A 19,548-nucleotide genomic window follows, 5' to 3' on the forward strand; every position below is an offset into this window, starting at 1 on the left:
ATTCAAGCTGTACCGGAAGTTACGGCATTTGCATTTTGTGGAATATCATCCACGCAAATTAGTGAATGAATAAGGTCGCAGAATGCAGCAATGTTTTGCGGCTTGATAGAGGCGTCCTTCAGCTTCAGCATTAGATGCTGTGGCTTTCTTCGGGGATCTTTGGGTTTGTCAATTTCCAGAAACCCCTCCAAATCTGTAGGTAACGTTTCCATACCAATGGTGTATGCGTTAGTTGAGCTTTCAATTATTTCTTTTATCTTATCATGTGGGGGTTTGTTGTTGTCGCCATCCATGAGTATGGAGTGATGTATATTCATCGGACCCAGAAGGTTCATAAACCGGTGGATATTAAACTTCCCCATGCAGTCGAGGATAAACAATCCGCCTTTAGGTGTGGTTATCAGCCCATTTCGAATAAGGTAATTTACCAAGATTTTTTCGGTAGGACCTTCGACCATTAAAACGCGGCGCGCAAAGAACATTCCGCATCTTTCTGGGTCAAGCCACATAAAATATTTTATCGCCTCCATTTCGTATTTTAAATCATCCGTGTCTGCGGCCAATTTTGTTCCGGCCAAGGCGTGGTTTATCTGTTGATTATCAGAAAATATTGATGTCAAACTTTCTTTAAGGATTTGACCAACGATTGTCTTTCCATTGAAACGTGACAGTCGAACGATCGATGTAAGATCATCGCTGTTGTGATTGACGAAGTTTGTAGAGTGAGTGGAGGCTAAAACTTGTTGCTGTGGCTTTTTGCCAATCTGTTGTAAGCTTCTGCAAAGCGATTCTTGTTGTACAGGGTGAAGGTACGCTTCTGGTTCTTCGAAAAGGAGCAACGAAAGCGCTGGAGAGAAATCTTTCTTTGCTGACTTTTGAGAGGTTGTTTGGTATTTCGACGCGACTTTTATCAGAGTGTAGATTAGGTGTCTTTGAAATCCCTGTCCGAACGATGTCGCGTCGAGTTTTCCTCCAAAATCGAGGTCATGTATGTGAAAGCCAACAAGATTTTTGACTATGTCTGCTTCGGTGACAGGATTAAAGGTGAGTTCAAACTTTGCACCCCACTCACCTATTTCCGCATTGATATCCTGTTCCAACCCGGTAAACGATCGTAGATCGTTGGTTTGCTCAGTCTTAAATTCCGAGACAAAGCTATTAAACTGATCGGAGAAGGTAGAATAAGCCGCACTTGCGCCAATGAGCTTTTTAGTGATGTCGTTTATCAGGTCTCGCAAGGGTGATGGCCCAGACATTTTTGTGTGATCGTCGAGCTTGCTTGTTGCTGGGATGTAAACGACATCTCCTAGCTTTCCCTGTTGAACATTTTTCATGCCGTAAAAATGTTCTGTTGAAAGCCCATCATTTGTATACGCATAAATGCCAGAACGAGGCTTTCCGTCTGAGCCTAATGTATCGGATTTCAAGTATTTACGCACACGTAGAATATTGTCAGGAAGCCTATAGTCTTCCTTTAGGTTTTTATATTCGTCATTTTCCAGAAGATATTCTACTTCGATCCAACTTTCTGCATCATTGGTAGGAAATTTGGGGAAGTCACGACCATCATCCCACTTAATCTGCTTTTCATAAAAGACGCGCAATGCATCAATTATATTAGTCTTCCCCGAATTATTGGAGCCAATAATCAGGTTATACCCGTCAAGAGAGAACTTACAATCAGCAATCGATCGGAAGTTGTGAACCAATACGTTCTTGATTTTCATGATACCCCTCAACCGTAGAAAGCCGCAGAGTACCTCGAAGGGCTAATATGCGGCAAGTCGGGGTTGTCAAGGTCGCCGATATTTTCTCTAATTCATATGAGTGACGGGGATTCCAGTGCTTGTCAGATTAGGGATCACGCTGGGATATGGCGTGCCTCACGCCCGCAGCCGCTCCTCGGTTCGCGGGCTTGCCACCTCCCGCGGCTTGCGCTCCGGCGGGCTGACGATGCCGCCGCTCATCACCATCTTCAGCCCGTCCTCGACCGTCATGTCCAGCACGGTGACCTCGCGGCGCGGCACCATCAGCAGGTAGCCGGCGGTCGGTGGGGCGCAGGGGATGAAGACGTGGACCATCGCCTCCGCGCTGACCTTCTGCACCTCCGGGTGGGCGGCGCCGGTGATGAAGCCCAGCGACCAGACGCCCAGCCGCGGGTATTCCACCAGCACCACCTCGCGGAAGGCGTTGGACTTCTTGGCGACGACCGTCTCGACGATCTGCTTCACGGCCCCGTAGACGGAGCGCACGACGGGCATCCGCTCCACCGCCCCTTCGCCCATGCGCACGACGAGGCGCCCGACATAGCCGGCGGCGAAGGCCCCGATCAGCGTCAGCGCGACGATCAGCGTCACCACGCCGATGCCAGGGATGGAGAAGGGCAGGTAGTTTTCCGGGTTGTAGGCGGAGGGGATCAGCGGGCGGATGTTGCCGTCGATGAAGGACAGGAACCACCAGCCGATGTAGATCGTCACCGCGATCGGCGCCGTGACCAGCACGCCGGCCAGGAAATAGGCGCGCAGCCGCCCCATCAGGCCGATGCCCTCGCGCCGTGGCGGCCGGGGTGCAGCGCCGTTCGGCGTCGCGCTGTTGTCCGCCGGTTGGCTTGCCTGCTCCGTCCCGTCCACGCTCCGCTCCCGAAAAACGCCGTTCCATCATGGCGATGCACACCATAGTGAACCAGGCCATAGTGAACCAGTACCGGCGTTTTGCTCAATTCGTTTCGGTCGTTTGCCCTCCGGCGGGAGCGTGGCGCATCGGATGGAACTCCGTCCGGGGGAGTGGGCCGGGGCCGGCCGCGGCCATACATCCATGGCGATGACCCAAAGCCCCCGCATCCTGTCGGTCGCCACGGCGCTGCCGCCGCACCAACTCGACCAGAACGACACGCTGGCCGCCGCGCGCGCCGTGTTCGGCCCCCGCATGCGCGACTTCGATCGGCTGGCCCCGGTCTTCGCCAACACCGGCATCGAGACGCGCCACGCCGTGATGCCGATGGAGTGGTACATCCAGCCGCGCGGCTGGCCGGAGCGCACCGCCGCCTTCCGCGAGGGCGCGCTCGTCCTGCTGGAGGAGGCCGCGGGCGCGGCGCTCTCCCGCGCCGGGCTGCGGCCGGCCGACGTGGACGCCATCGTCTGCGCCTCCACCACCGGCATCGCCACGCCCAGCCTGGAGGCCCTGCTGCTGGAGCGCATGGGCTTCCGCCCCGACACGGTGCGTGTGCCGCTGTTCGGCCTGGGCTGCGCCGGGGGCGTGCTGGGGCTGGCGCGCGCCGGGCAGATCGCGCAGGCCATGGCCGGCCGCACCGTCCTGTTCCTGGTGGTGGAGTTGTGCACGCTCGCCTGCCGCACGGGGGAGGCGACGCCGACCAACGTGGTCGCCAGCGCGCTGTTCGCCGACGGCGCCGCCGCCGCGGTCCTGCGCGCCGACGGCGACGAGACCGGCGCCCCGCTCCTGCGGGCGAGCGCGGAGCACACCTGGCCCGGCACCCGCGACGTGATGGGCTGGCGGGTGGAGGACGACGGCTTCGGCGTGATCTTCAGCCAGGACATCCCCACCGTGATCAGCGCCCGCCTCGGGCCGGTGGTGGAGCGTTTCCTGGACGGGCAGGGCATGGCGCGCACCGACCTCGCCGGGCTGGTCTGCCACCCCGGCGGCGCCAAGGTGCTGCACGCGCTGGAGGCGGTCTTCGACCCGGTGACGGAGGGGCTGGCCGACGCCTGGGCGGTGCTGCGCGCTTGCGGCAACATGTCGGCGGCGAGCGTGATGTTCGTGCTGGAGCGGCGCTTGGCGGCGGGGGCGAGCGGCCCGCACCTGATGAGCGCGCTTGGGCCGGGCTTCACCGCCGCGCTTGCACTGGTGGATTTGTAACGTGCCCGTCTGGGAGATGGCCGGCTGGCCCCAGCTGATCCTCCTGCTGGTCGCCGCGCAGCGGCTGGCCGAGCTGGTCCTGGCCCGGCGGAACACCGCCCGCCTGCTGGCCGACGGCGCTCGGGAGGTGGGGGCGGCCCATTACCCGCTGTTCGTCGCCCTGCACGCCGGCTGGCTGGCCCTGCTGTTCGTGGCGACTCCGGCGGACGCGCCGGTGAACGGCTGGCTGCTGGCTCTGTTCGTCGCCTTGCAGGCCGGGCGGGTCTGGGTGATCGCCACGTTGGGGCGCTTCTGGACGACGCGGATCATCACGCTGCCGGGGGCGCCGCTGGTGCAGCGCGGGCCGTTCCGCTGGGTGCGCCACCCGAACTATCTGGTGGTGGCGGGGGAACTGGCCGTGCTGCCGCTCGTCTTCGGGGAGTGGTGGATCGCGGTGCTGGCGACGGTCCTGAATGTCCCGCTGACTCTACACCGCATCCGCGTGGAGGAGGCCGCACTGACCGGGCGCCGGGCGATCACGCCAGCAGGAAGCAGAGCAGCGTGACGCAGCCGGCGATGGCGGCGCCGTCCAGATGGTTGGGGAAGGCGTGCCAGAAGGTTTCCTTGGTCAGCGGCTCCGGCTGGTCGATCTCGTCCAGCCACAGGCCCGCGGGCAGGCCGCCGGTGGTGCGCTCCGCGATGGCGCCCGACAGGTGGGCCATGGAGACGGCGAGGTAGCAGAACTTCACGAACCCCAGGACGAAGGCCATGGTGCCGCCGGCCTCGGCGATCGGGTCGGTCACGCCGCCGATGCCCGCAACGGCCGTGGCCATGGCGATGGCGGCCGCGAAGGGGATGGCAACGACCGACAGCAGGCGCTGGCCGTCGACCCGGCGGGCGTTGGGGATCAGGCCATTGGTGATCGGGCCGTTGGGGTTCAGGAAGGTCATGGTCGGTCTCGGTTCCGGTGGCGCGTGGGTTCCGTTCTCCGCTTTCAGGGTTAACGGGACGTTAGCGATACCCGTTCGGATCGGGCCATTACCCCTTTGCGCAGCCGCGGTGATGTGCGCTATCCGTTTGGACCGGTGACCGGAAGGGGAGGATCGAAGGCCGTGGCATCCGACGCTGGCGCCGCCTCGCTGGACGGGATCGACCTGCTGCGCCCCCTGCCGGCGGAGGAGCGCACCGCCCTGGTCCGCCAGTGCCGCTGGCGCCGCTTCCAGGCCAACGAGCAGATCATCGACCATCTGGGCGAGACGCGGGACGTGGTCTTCATCGTCGCCGGCCGCGTGCGGGTGCTCAGCCACTCCGCCGCGGGGCGGGAGATCAGCTTCGACGACGTGGACGCCGGCGGCTTCCTGGGGGAGATGGCGGCCATCGACGGGCTGCCGCGCTCCGCCTCCGTCGCGGCCGTGGAGGACGGGACGCTGATCGCCTTCCTGGCGCCCAAGCCCTTCCGCGACCTCGTCACCGGCCATCCGGAACTGGCGATCGCGGTGATGAAGCGGCTGTGCCGGGTCGTCCGCCTGACCACCGACCGGGTGATGGAGCTGTCGACGCTCGGCGCCAACAACCGGGTGCACGCGGAACTTCTGCGGCTGGCCAAGCGCAGCCGGGTGGAGGGCAGGGCGGCGGTCATCGCGCCCATCCCCGTCCACGCCGACATCGCCAGCCGGGTCAGCACCACGCGGGAAACGGTGGCGCGGGTGCTCAGCGACCTGTCCCGCGAAGGGCTGGTGGAACGGCGCGCCGACGCCCTGGTCGTGCGCGACGTCGCCCGGCTGGAACAGCTGGTGGAGGAGGTGCGCGGCGGCGCCTGAGGAGCGCTGTCGGCAGAGCGCTATCGGCGGAGTCGCAGCGTGTCCAGGATCAGCGCCTGAAGCGTGTCCGGGTCATAGGGCTTGCCGAGATAATGCCAGCCGCCCTGCCGGATCTCGGCCTTGGTCGCGGGCGACTCGTCGCCGGTCGTCACGATCACCGGAATCCGGCGGCCGATCGCGGCCAACACCTTCGGAACGGACACCGGGACGATGCCACGCCCCCCGACGTGATGGTCGGTGACCAGGATGTCCGGCGCGAGGTTGCGCGCGCGCAGGGCGTCCAGCAAGGCCGCCGGCGTGCTCGCCCCCACGACGCGGAGCCCGCTGTCCTCGAACACCGTTTCGACGCACAGGCGCAGGACCATGTCGTCTTCCAGGAAGGCGACCGTCACACCCCCGCGGGTGTCCCCCGGGTCGCCTCTGGCGTCGCCGGGTTCGGCGCCCGGCTCTCGGTCGTTGGAACGGTCATTCGACATGGTGGCGGCGCATCCGATCGATGGCGGGTCCCGCACGCCGCGGAACCCGGAGCCCGAACGACCGAAGCAGGGCGTGAAACCACACTGCCGGGGCGGTCCACACCCCTGCCGGCCATGAAAGCCGAACAACCATAACTTGGACCACCCCTTATCCGCATTGTCCTATGTTAATGAGCTGGATTTCGCGACAAATGCGTCCATGTCACCGCCCGCATCACCACCCGCCGATCACGGAATGGCGCGGTTCCGGTCGGGCGCCTGCTCCAGCGCGTGCTCCAGCCGCTTTGGCGCGCGGATCAGATGCAGATACAACTCGTCGAACTGCCCGACCGAAGACAGCTGCTTGTCGTCGTTGACGGTGATCTGCTGCCCGGCGACCTCGATCAGCCCTATGTCGCGCAGCCGCCGCAGGGTGCGGTTGATGTGGACAATGCTGAGCCCCAGCGCGTCGGCCAGGATTTCCTGCGTGACCGGCAGGATGAAGCGTCCCCCGTCGGCCAGACCGACCAGGCTCAGCCGCTTCAGCAGTTCCACGATCAGGTGCGCCGTCCGCTCCAGCGCCGTCCGCCGCCCGACGCTGAGCAGGCGTTCGGCGATGATCGCCTCCTCCTTGGCGCCCGACCAAGCCAGCGCCGCGGCGAGCCGGGGGAAGCGCTTGAACAGCTCGATGATGCGGTCCGGGGAAAAGCTGGCGACCTCCACCGGCGTCAGCGTCGTGACCCCATGGTCTGCCGTCTCAAAAAGGTTGCAATAGAACCCGATGATGTCGCCGGGAAGGACGAAGTTCACAACTTGACGGCGTCCATCGGGCAGGGCCTTATGACGAATGGCCCAACCGTCGCGCATGACGCGGACGGTCCCATAGCGCTCACCCTGTTGTAAAAGATCGGCTCGAGCGGGCAATCTCGTAACATTGCGCTCAAGTTCAGACAGAAAATTGCGCTCTTCGTCCGTTAGGACCATGTAGCTGCAAAGTTTGCGCCCCAAGGGAGTTGAAGGCGTGTAGGCCAAGGGGCGATTCATTTCTTATCCAGCCTTTGATCGTCCGACATTTTCGCGTCAAAGCGCGGGAATGGGCCAGTCCCATTCCGTAGAGCCACGAACGATCAAGCCAATTGGCGAAACCATCTATAACATAGGTTAAAGGGAGAGAGATTTTTCCTCGGCCATCGGGATGGTTCTTACTCGAACCTGTTGGTAGGGCGCCGGTGGCCGATGGGACGGCCGCCGACATGGGGCGGGGGAAAGGATGGCGGTGCAACAGCATGCTGCGGGCTCGGCGGCACTCTCGATCTGCGAAGCGTTGTTGATTGCCTTGGTCGAGAAAGGGGTGCTGTCGCTGGAGGAGGCCCAGGCCGCCCTGGAGGACGCGGCGGCCGCCCACCAGGGTGCGGAGGGGGTGGCGCATGATGCGCAGTTCCACCACCTTGTGGTGCAGATCGTGGAACGGCTGATCGTGCAACTGAACGCGGCGGATTCAGCGGATTCGCGTCCGCTGCGGGGGCCGTAGGGGCGTGGTTTTGGGGGGGAGTGGTTGCACCGGGCCCCCACCCCGACCCTCCCCCGCTGGGCGGGGGAGGGAGAAAAGCTTGCGGGGTAAGCGGCGGAGTTCCCTCCCCCGCCCAGCGGGGGAGGGTTAGGGTGGGGGCCCAACGCGACCGCTTAGTCGACTACTTCCCCTCAACCACCGTGCACACGCGCTTCAGCGCGTCGACCGCGCGCCCAAGATCCTCATCCCGCACCAGCACATAGTCGGTGTCGTAGGTGGAGATCGCGAAGATTGACACCCGTTCCTGCGCCAGCGGAACGGCGATGCGCGCCAGAATGCCGAACAGGGAAAAGTCCAGCGGCCCTTCCACCTTGAAGGCCCGCCAGCCGCGTTCGGCCCTCACGGCCTCCGGCACGCGGTCCTCGCGGCAGAGGATGGACAACTCCTCGCCCGTCCGGGTGGCGCTGACCAGCGGGTCGCTCCAGTCGAGCCAAGCCGGCATTCCGGCACCCGGCGACAGGCGCGCGACCGCCAGCCGGTCCGGCAGCACCGACAGGGTCAGCGGCTTCGTCTCCGGCAGCAGCGCCGCGTCCAGGGTCGCGCGGTCGACCTCGAACGGTTTCAGGATGCGCTTGGCCCGCCCCATCAGCGACGGCACGCCGGAGCGCATGGCCCGGCCCAGCATGTCGGCCGCGACCGGGCGCAGCGCCGGATCGTCCGCCGCGAGATCGACCATCGCCTGCAAGGCCGAGGTCTGCACGATGCGGCTGGCGCCGTGCTCGAACCAGCCGCCCAGCAGTTCCACCGCCCGTTCGCGCTGCTCCTCCGTCAGGGACAGGCGCGGCAGGATCTGGGCGACGTGCCAGCGCACCTCCGCCTGTTCAATGGCGGCGGCGTCGGTCAGCAGGCGCTCGGCGAAGGGGTCGAGCAGGCGCGCATCGCCGCGCGACACGCGTTCCAGCGCGTCGGCCGCGCGCATGCGCACGCCGGCGTCCGCGTCGAACAGGCAGCCAACCAGCTCCGGCAGCCGCGCGGGATCGGCGGCCACGGCCTCGGCCACCGTCGGCGCGTCGCCGAAGCTGCGCCGATCACCAAGGGCAAGCGCCTTGGCGAGCCTGCCCCCGGACTTCCTCTCCGACTGGCCCTCCGACTGGCCCTCCGGCTTCTCCGTCACCTCAGCGCCGCCCGAACGGACGCGCGGGGATGTTCCGCCCGAACTTCGACCCGGCCTTCAGGGCGGATGGACGCGGCGGGGGAGGGGGCGGCGGAGGAGGGGGCGCCTCGCCCTTCGGCACGGCCCCGCCGGTCGCCATCTGCGCTAGGTCGGACACCAGCCGGTTGACGCCGCGCACCCGCTGCGCCTCGTCGGTCCATTCGCGGGTGTAGACCAGCTTGTGGTCGGGCCGCAGCTTCATCAGGCTGATCTGCTGGCTGATGTAGGTCAGCAGCTTGGCCGGCTCCGCGTAGCTGTTGTTGCGGAAGGTCAGCACCGCGCCCTTCGGCCCCGCGTCCACCCGCTCCACCCCGGCCTGCCGGCACAGCTGCTTGATGGTCACCACGTCCAGCAGGTTCTCCACCTCGCCGGGCAGCTTGCCGAACCGATCGATCAGCTCGGCCGCGAAGCCGTCGATCTCCGCCCGGTCCACCAGCTCCGCGATGCGGCGGTAGAGCGACAGACGCACGGTCAGGTCGGGGACATACTCCTCCGGGATCAGCACGGGCGTGCCCAGGTTGATCTGCGGGGTCCAGGCCTGCTCCTCCGCGCCCGCGGGCACCTGCCCGTCCATGCCGGCCCGCGCGTTGGCGACCGCCTCCTCCAGCATGTGCTGGTACAGCTCGACGCCGACTTCCTTGACGTGGCCCGACTGCTCCTCGCCCAGCAGGTTGCCGGCGCCGCGGATGTCCATGTCGTGGCTGGCCAGCTGGAAGCCGGCGCCCAGGCTGTCCAGCGTCTCGATCACGTGCAGCCGCTGCTGCGCCGTGCCGGTCAGCGGCTTGTTCGGCGCGTAGGTCAGGTAGGCGTAGCCGCGCACCTTCGACCGGCCGACACGCCCGCGGATCTGGTACAGCTGCGCCAGGCCGAACATGTCCGCCCGGTGCACGATCAGCGTGTTGGCGTTGGGGATGTCGATGCCGCTCTCGATGATGTTGGTCGCCAGCAGCACCTCGAACTTGCCTTCGTCGAAGGCGGTCATCACGTCTTCCAGCTCGCTGGCCGGCATCTGGCCGTGGGCGGTGACGATCTTCACCTCCGGCACCAGCTCCCGCACCCGTTCGGCGACCTTCGGCAGGTCCTCCACCCGCGGGCAGACGTAGAAGGTTTGGCCGCCGCGGTAATGCTCGCGCAGGATCGCCTCGCGCACCACCACGGGGTCGTAGGGCAGCACGAAGGTGCGCACCGCCAAACGGTCCACCGGCGGCGTGGCGATCAGCGACAGCTCCCGCACGCCGCTTAGGGCCATCTGCAAGGTGCGCGGGATCGGCGTGGCGGTCAGCGTCAGGACGTGCACATCGGCGCGCAGCTCCTTCAGCCGCTCCTTCTGCTTCACGCCGAAATGCTGCTCCTCGTCGACGATGACCATGCCCAACTGCTTGAACTGCACGCCCTTGCCCAGCAGGGCGTGGGTGCCGATCACGATGTCGGCGGTGCCCTCCGTCAGCTCCTGCTTGACCTTGGCCTGCTCCTTGGCCGTGACCATGCGCGACAGCTGCACGACGCGCAGCGGCAGGCCGGCGAAGCGGGTCGTGAAGGTCTTGAAGTGCTGGCGGGCGAGCAGGGTGGTCGGTACCACCACGGCGACCTGCTGGCCGCTCATGGCGACGAGGAAGGCGGCGCGCAGTGCCACCTCCGTCTTGCCGAAGCCGACGTCGCCGCAGACGAGACGGTCCATGGGACGGCCGGATCCCAGGTCGGTGAAGACCTCCTCAATGGCCTTCAGCTGGTCGTCGGTCTCCGGGTAAGGGAAGCGGGCGGAGAATTCCTGGTAGACGCCCTCCGGCGTGTAGACCGGGTCGGCCTTCTTCAGCATGCGCTCCGCGGCGATCTTCAGCAGCGCTTCGGCCATGTCCTTCAGGCGCTTCTTGACGCGGGCCTTGCGGCCCTGCCATCCGGCGCCGCCCAGCTTGTCCAGCTGTGCCGCCGCGTCCTCCGACCCGTAGCGGGTCAGCACCTCGATGTTTTCAACGGGGACGTAGAGCTTGTCGCCGCCCTCGTAGATCAGCCGCAGGCAGTCGTGCGGCGCGCCGGACACGTCCAGCGTCTCCAGCCCGTCGTAGCGACCGATGCCGTGGTCCATGTGCACCACGAGGTCGCCGGACGTCAGCGCTGTGTACTCCGCGATGAAGTTCGCGGCCTTGCGCTTCTTCTTCGCCACCGGGCGGACGAGGCGGTCGCCCAGGATGTCCTGCTCGGTGATCACCGCCATGTCGGCAGCGGCGAAGCCGTGCTCCATCCCCAGCACGATCATGCCGATGATGTTGCGGTCGAAGCGGCGCACCTCCTCGATGCTTTCCGCCGGCTCCAGCCCCGGAATGCCGTGGTCGCCCAGCACCGCCATCAGCCGGTCGCGCGATCCCGCGGAATAGCCGGCGACCAGAACCCGCCGCCCATCCGCCCGCAGCGCCCGGATGTGGTCCTTCACCGCATCGAAGACGTTGACGTCCGGCCGCGCCCGCTCCTCCGCGAAGTCGTGGCCGCGGCGCCCGCCGGCGTCCACCGTGCCCTTGATGCCCGGCGGCGTGCCGAAGGGCTGCAACTGCACCACGGCCTGCGCCGCGAAGAGGTCGTCCCAGGCCTGGGCGTCGAGGAACATCGCGGCCACCGGCACCGGCTTGTAGACCGGCGACCCCGTCCGCTTCTCAATCACCATCATGCCGTCACGGCTGGCGTGGAAGTCGACGATCTGCGCGATGCGCGAATCGCGGGACTCCGTCGCCTGGTGGTCCAGCGACAGGATGGCCCGGGGCATGTAGGCGGGCAGGGCGTCCATGCTCTCGTGGAACAGGGGCAGCCAATGCTCCATGCCGCCGTACTTGCGGCCGGCGCTGATCGCCTCGTACAGCGGGTCGTCGTCGGTGACCGCGCCGAACAGCTCCCGGTAGCCGGAGCGGAAGCGGGCGATGCTCGCCTCGTCCAGGAACACCTCCGACATCGGCTTCAGGTCGATGCCGTCGCGCTTGTCGGTCGTGCGCTGCGACATGGGGTCGAAGCTGCGCACCGCCTCCAGCTCGTCGCCGAACAGGTCGAGGCGCAACGGCTCCTCCGTGCCCGGAGGAAACAGGTCGACGATGCCGCCGCGCACCGCGAACTCGCCCGGCTCCCGCACGGTTTGGGCGCGGGTGTAGCCGTTGTCGGCCAGATACCGTTGCAGCTTCTCCAGGTCGATGCGGTCGCGAAGCTTGGCGGAGAAGACCGCGTTGCGGAAGGCGGCGCGGGGCGGCACCTTCTGCACCATGGCGTTGACGGTGGTCAGCACGACCAGTGGCGGGCTGGAGGCCGTGCGCGCCATCAGCCGGGTCAACGTGTCGATGCGCTTGGCCACGATGCCGCCGTTGGGCGACACGCGGTCGTAGGGCAGGCAGTCCCAGGCCGGGAAGACCAGCACCTCCAGCGACGGCGCGAAGAAGGCCAGCGCCTCCGCCAGCAAGGCTGAGCGCGCGTCGTCGAGCGCCACATGCAGCACGCCCGCCGATCCCGCCCGCTTGGCGAGGTCGGCGAGCACGCGGGCGTCGTGGCCTTCGGGCGCGCCGCCGACGAGCAGGCGGCCGGCGCGACCGGGTTGCAGCTGTTCGAAACTGACCAAGGATGGAGCCTCAGGATCCCATGCGCGGCGTGTATCGGAACTGGATCAACAGCCGCATCACGTCGTTGTCGTGCTCAGCCGGCAGCGGTTCGCGTCCGGCATACCAGTTATAGAGATCGGGGTCGCTGAGTTCCAGGAGCGCCTCGTACCGGTCGAGCTGCTCGTGGTCGAAGCCGGGCACATGGGCGTCGGCGAAGCTGCCGATCAGCAGGTCCATTTCCCGCATGCCGCGGTGCCAGGAACGGAAGATCAGGCGCTTGCGCCGGTTCTCCAGGGATTCGGTACGGGTGCCGTTCGTCATGCCATCCACGCCAAAAGCCCCAACTCCCCGCGAGAGGGGGAGGGGGTGAGCCACATCCACGGCGCATCCTGCACGCCCAACCCCCTCCGCGCAAACCGATTTCAGCGCGCCAGCCACGCCTCCAGCCCGCCGATCAGCGCGGCCCCTGGTGCCAGCTTGGCGAACTGCTCCGTCTCCAGCGCCAGCCCCTCGCCGATGGTCAGGTTCAGCCCGCGCGTCGCGGCCGTCAGGATGCCCGCCACCGCGTCGGGCGAATGCCGCGTGATCCGCTCCGCCAGTTCCAGCGCCGCAGGCATCAGCGTGTCGTGCGCCACCACCCGGTTGACCAGCCCCATGGCCAGCGCGGTGGCGGGCGGGAAGCTGTCGCCCGTCAGCAGCCATTCCAGCGCCCGCTTCCGACCGGCGGTGCGCGGCAGCCGCTGCGTGCCCCCGAAGGTCGGCATCATGCCCAGCTTGATCTCCGCCTTGGAGAACAGCGCCCGCTCGCTGGCGACGCCCAGGTGGGAGGCCTCCAGGATCTCACAGCCACCGCCGAAGCAGATCCCGTTGACGGCCGCGATAATCGGCTTCGGAAAGGCCTCGATCCGCGCGCACAGCGACTGGCCGGGGCGGAAGGCCCGCACGGCCGCACCCGGTCCCTGGCGGACGGCCTTCGTGAACTCCGCGATGTCCGCCCCGGCGGAGAAGGCGCGCTCCCCGGCCCCGGTGACGACGATGGCGCGGACCGCCTCGTCGGCTTCCAGCGCGTCGAGCGCCGCGTTCATGGCGTTGGCCAGCGCGGTACTGATGGCGTTCAGCTTCTCCGGCCGGTTCAGGGTCAGGGTGGCGATCCCCCCGGAGGTGGTGCGCAGGACGAGGTCGGACATGGGACACTCCGTTGCAGAGGTTTGGAATGGCCCCACTGTCGAGCCCACGGCCGCCCCGCGGCAAACGACTACGCCGCGTGTTCGGGTGAGCGGAATTCATCTGGCAACCGGAGGCAATACCGGACGCGCGTCAAAGACGCGTGCATTCGTTCTGTATACCGTCTATCGCTGATCCATCCCCCGCCAGCCGTGACCCGCCGCCCGATGTACAGCCTGCCGAAAACCGCGACCGCGCCCTTCTGCCCGTCGGAGGTGCGCGGCTCCGTCGCCATGCCGACCGGCGCCCCGCTGTGGCGCAAGCTGCTGCGCTTCTCCGGCCCCGGCCTGCTCGTCTCGGTGGGCTACATGGACCCCGGCAACTGGGCGACGGACATCGAGGCCGGGTCGCGCTACGGCTACAACCTGCTGTTCGTCGTTCTGCTGTCGAGCCTCGCCGCCATCGTCCTGCAAACGCTCAGCGCCCGCCTCGGCATCGTCACGGGCCGCGACCTCGCCCAGCTGTCGAAGGACCGCTACGGCAAGCGCACCCGCCTGTCTCTGTGGGCCTTCGCGGAGCTGTCGATCATTGCCTGCGACCTTGCGGAGGTGCTGGGCAGCGCGCTGGCCTTCCATCTTCTGCTGGGCGTGCCGATCCTGGCCGGCGTGGCGTTGACGGCGCTGGACACGGTGATCGTGCTGGCCCTGCAAGGGCAGAAGTTCCGCAGCCTGGAGGCCATCGTCCTGGGCCTGATCGCGACCATCGGCGTCTGCTTCCTGGTTGAGCTGATCCTGGTCCAGCCCAGCGTTTCGGCCATCGTCCAGGGCCTCGTCCCCTCCTTCGCGGCGGTCGGCAACGCCGACGCGCTGGGGCTGGCGGTCGGCATCGTCGGCGCCACGGTGATGCCGCACAACCTCTACCTCCACTCCAACATCGTGCAGACCCGCGTGGTGGCGGAGGACGCGGACAGCAAGCGCGAGGCCATCACCTTGTCCACGCTGGACACGATCATCTCGCTGGCGCTGGCCCTGCTGATCAATGCCGCGATCCTGATCCTGGCGGCGGCCGCATTCCACAGCCGCGGGCAGGAGGTGGCGGAGATCCAGGACGCCTACCACCTGCTGGATCCCATCGTCGGCACAGGCATCGCCAGCGTCCTGTTCGGCTTCGCCCTGCTGGCGTCGGGCCAAAGCTCCACCTTCACCGGCACGGTCGCGGGCCAAGTGATGATGGAAGGCTTCCTGAACCTGAAGATCCCCTGCTGGCAGCGCCGGCTGATCACCCGCAGCCTCGCCATCATCCCGGCCTTCATCGGCCTGTGGTGGCTGGGGGAGCGCGGGGTCGGCACACTGCTGGTGCTCAGCCAGATCGTGCTGAGCCTGCAACTGCCCTTCGCCGTCTACCCGCTGATCCGCTTCAACGGCGATCCGACCCTGATGGGCGCCGCCGTCCCCGCGCGGGCAATGCGGCTGGCCGCCTGGGGCATCTTCGCGGCGATCACCGCGGCGAACCTGTGGCTGGTGGCGCAGGTGGTGGCGGGCTAACCGCAAGCTCCCAGCATCGCCTGCACCTTGGCGAGGAACGCGTCGATGCGGATCGGCTTGCCGAGCAGCTCCGTGTTCGGTCCGAACACGCTCTGGTCCACGGCCGCCCCGTCGACGGAAGCGTTGTAGGCGTACCCGGTCAGGAACAACACCTTCAGGTCCGGCCGCCGCGCGCGGGCCATTTCCGCCAGCTGCCGGCCGTTGATGCCCGGCAGCCCGACGTCGGTCGCCAGCAGGTCGATCGCCTGCGCCGACGCGAGGATCGCCGCGGCCGCGTTCCCGTCCTCCGCCTCCAGCACGGAGAAGCCCTGTTCGGTCAGCGCCTCGACCAGCAGCATGCGGACAATGGCCTCATCCTCCACCACCAGCACGGTCCCCCGCGCCGTGGTGGGGAGCGGCGCCGTGGCGCAGGGATCCGGCCGTGCCGCGGGCGTGCCGTCCCTGCGCGGCAGCCAGATGGTGACCGTGGTCCCGCGCCCGGTTTCGCTGTCGATCCGGATGTGCCCGTCGGACTGGTGGACGAAGCCGTAGAGCTGGCTCAGCCCCAGGCCGGTGCCCTGGCCGATCGGCTTGGTCGTGAAGAAGGGCTCGAACGCGCGGGACAGCACGTCCGGCGGCATCCCCACGCCCGTGTCGGTGACCGCCAGCATCACGTGGTCGCCGGGCTTCAGCCCCGCGTTCCCGTCACCGGGAGGCTGTTCCACATGCACATTCCCCGTCGCGATAGTCAGCCGTCCGCCCTCGGGCATGGCGTCGCGCGCGTTGATCGCCAAGTTGAGCAGCGCGTTTTCCAGCTGGTTTGCGTCGGCCCGCGTGGTCCACAACCCGTCGCCCAACTCCAGCGCCACCTCGACCGCCTCCCCAACGGAGCGGTCGATCAGGTCGCGCATGCCGGTGACCAGCGCGTTCAAATCAACCGGTTCCGGCCGCAGCGGCTGTCGGCGTGAGAAGGCAAGCAGCCGCTGCGTCAGCGCGGCGGCCCGGTCGACGGAGGCGCGGGTGGCCGCCACATACTTGCCCACGTCCGTCCGCCCGGAGGCGAGCCGCCGTTCCAGCAGTTCCAAACTTCCGCCGATAGCCTGGAGCAGGTTGTTGAAGTCGTGCGCGATGCCGCCGGTCAGCTGGCCGACCGCCTCCATCTTCTGCGCCTGGAACAGCGCCTGGCGCGCCTCGTCCAGGGCGATCTGCGCCTCCCGCCGCTCCGTGATGTCGCGCGTGACCTTGCCGAAGCCGATCAGCGTGCCGCGCTCGTCGCGGATGGCGTCGATGACCACGCTCGCCCAGAAGCGGCTGCCGTCCTTGCGCAGGCGCCACCCCTCCATCTCGATACGCCCCTCGCGCTCCGCCGTCCGCAGCGCCCGGGCCGGCACCTCCGCGGCGCGGTCCTCCTCGGTGTAGAAGCGGGAAAAGTGCTGCCCGACGATGTCCGCCGCGCTGTAGCCCTTCATCCGCTGCGCGCCGGAGTTCCAGTTCGTGATGTGCCCGGCGGGGTCGAGCATGAAGATCGCGTAGTCGGTGACTCCCTGCACCAGCAGGCGGAACCGCTCCTCGCTCTGCCGCAGCGCGTCCTGGGCGGCCTTGCGGTCGGTGATGTCGCGGGTGACCTTGCCGAACCCCAGCAACCGCCCGCGCTCGTCGCGGATCGCGTCGATGACCACGCTGGCCCAGAACCGCCCGCCATCCTTGCGAACCCGCCACCCCTCCGTCTCGAACCGCCCCTCGGCGGCGGCGATGGCAAGGTTCTGCAGCGGCAGCCCGGCCGCCCGGTCCTCGTCGGTGTAGAAGCGGGAGTAGTGCTGCCCGATGATCTCCGCGGCGTCATAGCCCTTGAACCGCTGCGCGCCCGCGTTCCAGCTGCTCACGATCCCCTTGGGATCGAGCATGTAGATGGCGTAGTCGCGCACGCTGTCGACCAGCAGCCGGAACCGCAGCTCTTCCGGCAAGGGCTCCGAGTCGGAATCGGTCGAGACGGCACTCAATGTATCGGACTCTCGCTTGTTCCCTGAAAGGTTGCAATACCCCCGCGGGGACATGCTGGTCAATTGACCGATCGGTTTGGTCGGATTTTAGACTCCGTTCGTCGCGACGGCAAACAGGAACTCCGGCATGACCGTCCTGCGCCGGGCCAGACAACGTCCGCGTTATGTCTAAGGGTGAATGGCGGGGCGAGCGCTGAACGCGTCTGTGAACATCACGGAAAGCGCGGCGGAGCATCCCGATGGCGTTTCATCCGCGCCGGTTAAAGCGGATTGCAATCCGCCTTGGACCGCGACCGCGGTCCCGGCCGCACGTGCGGCCGAAGCCCGGCCTCTCGCGGGAACTTCGTTCCCGCTGGCGGCAGGCGGATGCCACAGGCATCCGCTGAGAGCCGGCAAATGATGCCATGTGGATCTAAAGCGAATGCAAATTCGCTTTAGGCGGTCTTGCGCTCCGCGTCCACATCTTCCCCCGCCTCCGCATCTCCCGGCTCCAGCACGTCCAACTCTCCCAGGTGGGCGACGGCCCCGGTCAGGTTGGTGGCGACGCGGTCGGCGGCGGTCTCGGCGGTGGCGCGGTCCGGGGCGTCGGCTTCGGGGTGGGCGCTCCACAGGCAGAGCAGGATCGGCACGCGCGGGCCGAAGTGCAGGCGCAGCCGGCGCACCAGCCGGCGGGCGTGGGGCAGGGCGGACGGGTTCAGGTACGACAGGGCCACCGCCGCAACCCCGGACGCGCCGAGGCTTGCGATGGCGCGGACGGCCACCTTCTCGCACGGGATCACGTCGGCGCGGACGCCGTGGGTCTGCAACAGATGGGCGAGCAGGTCCGCGGCAGCTTGGTCCAGGTCGTTGCGGGCGCCGATGCACAGCACCAGCGGTGGCGGCGCGGCGGGCTCGGCTGGTGCGGCGCTTTCCGGGGTTTGGGCCGGTGCCTTGTCCGTGGTCTTGCCCGCCGCCGGAACGGACTCGGTCAGCTCGTCCAGCAGGGCGGCCATGCCCTCGGCCACCGCCGTCCGGCCGTCGGCGGTGAGGGAGCCGCGCTGGCGGTCCTGCTCGGCCAGCGACAGGGCGGGGAGAAGCAGCGTGTCGCCGACCTCCGGCAGGCTGGAGTCGGCCATCCGCTCCTCGGCGATCTCCGCGGCCTCGATGGGGTCGCGGGCGAGCAGGCGCTGGTACAGCTTTGCCTCGTCGGGCAGCACCTGGCGGTCGCCCAGCATCACCTCCAGGAAGTGCAGCTGCGGCACGTGGCGGCCCAGCACCACCAGGCACACGGTCAGCGGCGTCGCCAGCAGCAGCCCGACCGGCCCCCACAGGGTGGTCCAGAACACCGCGGCGACGATGATCGCCAGCGACGACAGGCCGGTGGCGGAGCCGTACAGCCAGGGCTCCACCACGTTGTTGGAGAACAGCTCCACCGCCACGAACAGGCCGATGCACAGCAGCGGCAGGGTCCATCCCGTGTCCACGGCGAAGGACAGCAGGATGGGGAAGGCGGCGGAGATCACCGGCCCCAGGAAGGGGATGAAGCGCAGCACCGTCGCCAGCAGCCCCCACAGCAGCGGGTTCGGCACGCCGATCAGCCACAGCCCGACGCCGATGGGGAAGCCGTACGTCACGTTTACGATGCACTGCATCAGCAGGTACCGGCTGACCCGCTCGCCGGCGTCGTTCATCGCCTCGGTCGTGCGGCTGAGGTCGCCGGAGCCAGCCAGCCGGATCAGACGGTCGCGCAGGTCCTCCCGCTGCAGCAGCATGAAGATGGTGAGGACCAGCACCATGCCTGCGGTGGCGAAGGGGGCCAGCGCCGGCCCCAGCACGTCGCGGGCAATCTCGAAGGGGCTGGAATTGGGCTGCTCCACGCGCACGGGGACCGGCTCCCGCTCAGCCGTCGGCGTCGACGGAGCGGTGGGGGAAGCGCCCGCGGTTGTGGGCGGGTTCTGCGAGGGGTCCTGCTGACCGGTGACCTTCTCGAACTCCTGCCGCAGGTCGTGGAAGGCGTCCGTCGCCTGCTTCATGGCGCCGCCGCTGCCGGCGGAGGCCGCGGTCAGGCGCAGTGACTCCAGCTTCGTGTGGATGTTGCGCTGGTACGTGGGCAGGTTGCTGGCGAGGTCGCCGATCTGGCTGCCCACCACCATGCCGAAGCCGGCGAGCCCCGCGAAGACCAGGATCACCACCAGCAGCACCGATGGGATGCGGCCGAGCCTCAGCCGCTCCAGCCGGCTGACCGCCGGGGTCAGGACGAAGCTCAGCAGCACCGCCAGCGCGATGGGCACCAGGATGTCGGCGCCCAGATACAGGGTCGCCACTACCAGGGCGATGATCAGCAGGGTGGTCTGGGCCGAGGCGGGCGGAACGGCCTTCGCCACGGGGATCGGGCGGGCCTGCAACTGGCGTGCGGTGTCCTCGGCCATAATCGGGGGTGGGCTCCGGTGTGGTGAACCCCTC

16 protein-coding genes are annotated in these 19,548 nt (G+C 67.2%); 5 read left to right on the forward strand and 11 right to left on the reverse strand.

The window, feature by feature from the left end; genetic code table 11:
• Window positions 1–2: 2 nt before the first annotated feature.
• Window positions 3–1,727 (reverse strand): ATP-dependent nuclease, encoded by a 1,725-nt coding sequence (locus M2351_RS06185; RefSeq protein WP_264655246.1) that lies wholly within the window; start codon window positions 1,725–1,727, stop codon window positions 3–5.
• A 156-nt stretch (window positions 1,728–1,883) separates the two neighbouring features.
• Window positions 1,884–2,630: a DUF502 domain-containing protein gene (locus M2351_RS06190; RefSeq protein WP_264655247.1), complete on the reverse strand. Its 747-nt coding sequence runs from the start codon at window positions 2,628–2,630 to the stop codon at window positions 1,884–1,886.
• A gap of 133 nt (window positions 2,631–2,763) precedes the next feature.
• Between M2351_RS06190 and M2351_RS06195 the strand changes: the two genes are divergently transcribed.
• Window positions 2,764–3,873, forward strand: coding sequence for a type III polyketide synthase (locus M2351_RS06195; protein ID WP_264655248.1), 1,110 nt, complete (start codon window positions 2,764–2,766; stop codon window positions 3,871–3,873).
• A gap of 1 nt (window position 3,874) precedes the next feature.
• Entirely contained in the window at window positions 3,875–4,417 is a 543-nt protein-coding gene (locus tag M2351_RS06200; protein WP_264655249.1) for an isoprenylcysteine carboxyl methyltransferase family protein, read from the forward strand.
• Here the strand turns inward: M2351_RS06200 and M2351_RS06205 are convergent.
• The gene (locus M2351_RS06205; protein WP_264655250.1) at window positions 4,389–4,802 is read right to left on the reverse strand and encodes a hypothetical protein; all 414 of its coding nucleotides are present in this window, start codon (window positions 4,800–4,802) and stop codon (window positions 4,389–4,391) included. The genes M2351_RS06200 and M2351_RS06205 overlap by 29 nt on opposite strands.
• 162 nt (window positions 4,803–4,964) lie before the next feature.
• Here M2351_RS06205 and M2351_RS06210 point away from each other — a divergent pair, with 162 nt between their 5' ends.
• On the forward strand, window positions 4,965–5,672 hold the full coding sequence (locus tag M2351_RS06210) for a Crp/Fnr family transcriptional regulator (protein ID WP_264655251.1): 708 nt from the start codon (window positions 4,965–4,967) through the stop codon (window positions 5,670–5,672).
• Between the two features lie 20 nt (window positions 5,673–5,692).
• On the opposite strand, the gene M2351_RS06215 is transcribed toward M2351_RS06210, so the two are convergent.
• The gene (locus M2351_RS06215; protein WP_264655252.1) at window positions 5,693–6,148 is read right to left on the reverse strand and encodes a response regulator; all 456 of its coding nucleotides are present in this window, start codon (window positions 6,146–6,148) and stop codon (window positions 5,693–5,695) included.
• A 228-nt stretch (window positions 6,149–6,376) separates the two neighbouring features.
• A complete protein-coding gene (locus M2351_RS06220; protein ID WP_319801873.1) occupies window positions 6,377–7,171 on the reverse strand; it encodes a Crp/Fnr family transcriptional regulator in 795 nt (264 codons plus the stop codon).
• 226 nt (window positions 7,172–7,397) lie between these two features.
• Here M2351_RS06220 and M2351_RS06225 point away from each other — a divergent pair, with 226 nt between their 5' ends.
• Window positions 7,398–7,658 carry a hypothetical protein gene (locus M2351_RS06225; RefSeq protein ID WP_264655253.1) on the forward strand — a complete coding sequence of 87 codons (261 nt, stop codon included), beginning with the start codon at window positions 7,398–7,400 and terminating at the stop codon, window positions 7,656–7,658.
• 160 nt (window positions 7,659–7,818) lie between these two features.
• Here the strand turns inward: M2351_RS06225 and M2351_RS06230 are convergent, their stop codons facing one another.
• The 4 genes from M2351_RS06230 to M2351_RS06245 form a co-directional block, all read right to left on the reverse strand.
• The gene (locus M2351_RS06230) at window positions 7,819–8,811 is read right to left on the reverse strand and encodes an ACT domain-containing protein (RefSeq protein ID WP_264655254.1); all 993 of its coding nucleotides are present in this window, start codon (window positions 8,809–8,811) and stop codon (window positions 7,819–7,821) included.
• A gap of 1 nt (window position 8,812) precedes the next feature.
• Complete coding sequence (gene mfd, locus M2351_RS06235; protein ID WP_264655255.1) at window positions 8,813–12,439, reverse strand: transcription-repair coupling factor; 3,627 nt, start codon at window positions 12,437–12,439, stop codon at window positions 8,813–8,815.
• A gap of 10 nt (window positions 12,440–12,449) precedes the next feature.
• Complete coding sequence (locus tag M2351_RS06240) at window positions 12,450–12,740, reverse strand: FAD assembly factor SdhE (RefSeq protein ID WP_264655256.1); 291 nt, start codon at window positions 12,738–12,740, stop codon at window positions 12,450–12,452.
• A 101-nt stretch (window positions 12,741–12,841) separates the two neighbouring features.
• Window positions 12,842–13,606: a crotonase/enoyl-CoA hydratase family protein gene (locus tag M2351_RS06245; protein WP_264655257.1), complete on the reverse strand. Its 765-nt coding sequence runs from the start codon at window positions 13,604–13,606 to the stop codon at window positions 12,842–12,844.
• A gap of 204 nt (window positions 13,607–13,810) precedes the next feature.
• Here M2351_RS06245 and M2351_RS06250 point away from each other — a divergent pair, with 204 nt between their 5' ends.
• Window positions 13,811–15,127 (forward strand): Nramp family divalent metal transporter, encoded by a 1,317-nt coding sequence (locus tag M2351_RS06250; RefSeq protein ID WP_264655258.1) that lies wholly within the window; start codon window positions 13,811–13,813, stop codon window positions 15,125–15,127.
• On the opposite strand, the gene M2351_RS06255 is transcribed toward M2351_RS06250, so the two are convergent.
• Window positions 15,124–17,106: a hybrid sensor histidine kinase/response regulator gene (locus tag M2351_RS06255; protein WP_264655259.1), complete on the reverse strand. Its 1,983-nt coding sequence runs from the start codon at window positions 17,104–17,106 to the stop codon at window positions 15,124–15,126. The genes M2351_RS06250 and M2351_RS06255 overlap by 4 nt on opposite strands.
• Before the next feature lie 434 nt (window positions 17,107–17,540).
• Window positions 17,541–19,514 carry an AI-2E family transporter gene (locus M2351_RS06260; RefSeq protein ID WP_264655260.1) on the reverse strand — a complete coding sequence of 658 codons (1,974 nt, stop codon included), beginning with the start codon at window positions 19,512–19,514 and terminating at the stop codon, window positions 17,541–17,543.
• Window positions 19,515–19,548 lie beyond the last annotated feature (34 nt).

Origin of the sequence: Azospirillum canadense (assembly GCF_025961225.1) — a bacterium.
Classification (GTDB): domain Bacteria; phylum Pseudomonadota; class Alphaproteobacteria; order Azospirillales; family Azospirillaceae; genus Azospirillum; species Azospirillum canadense.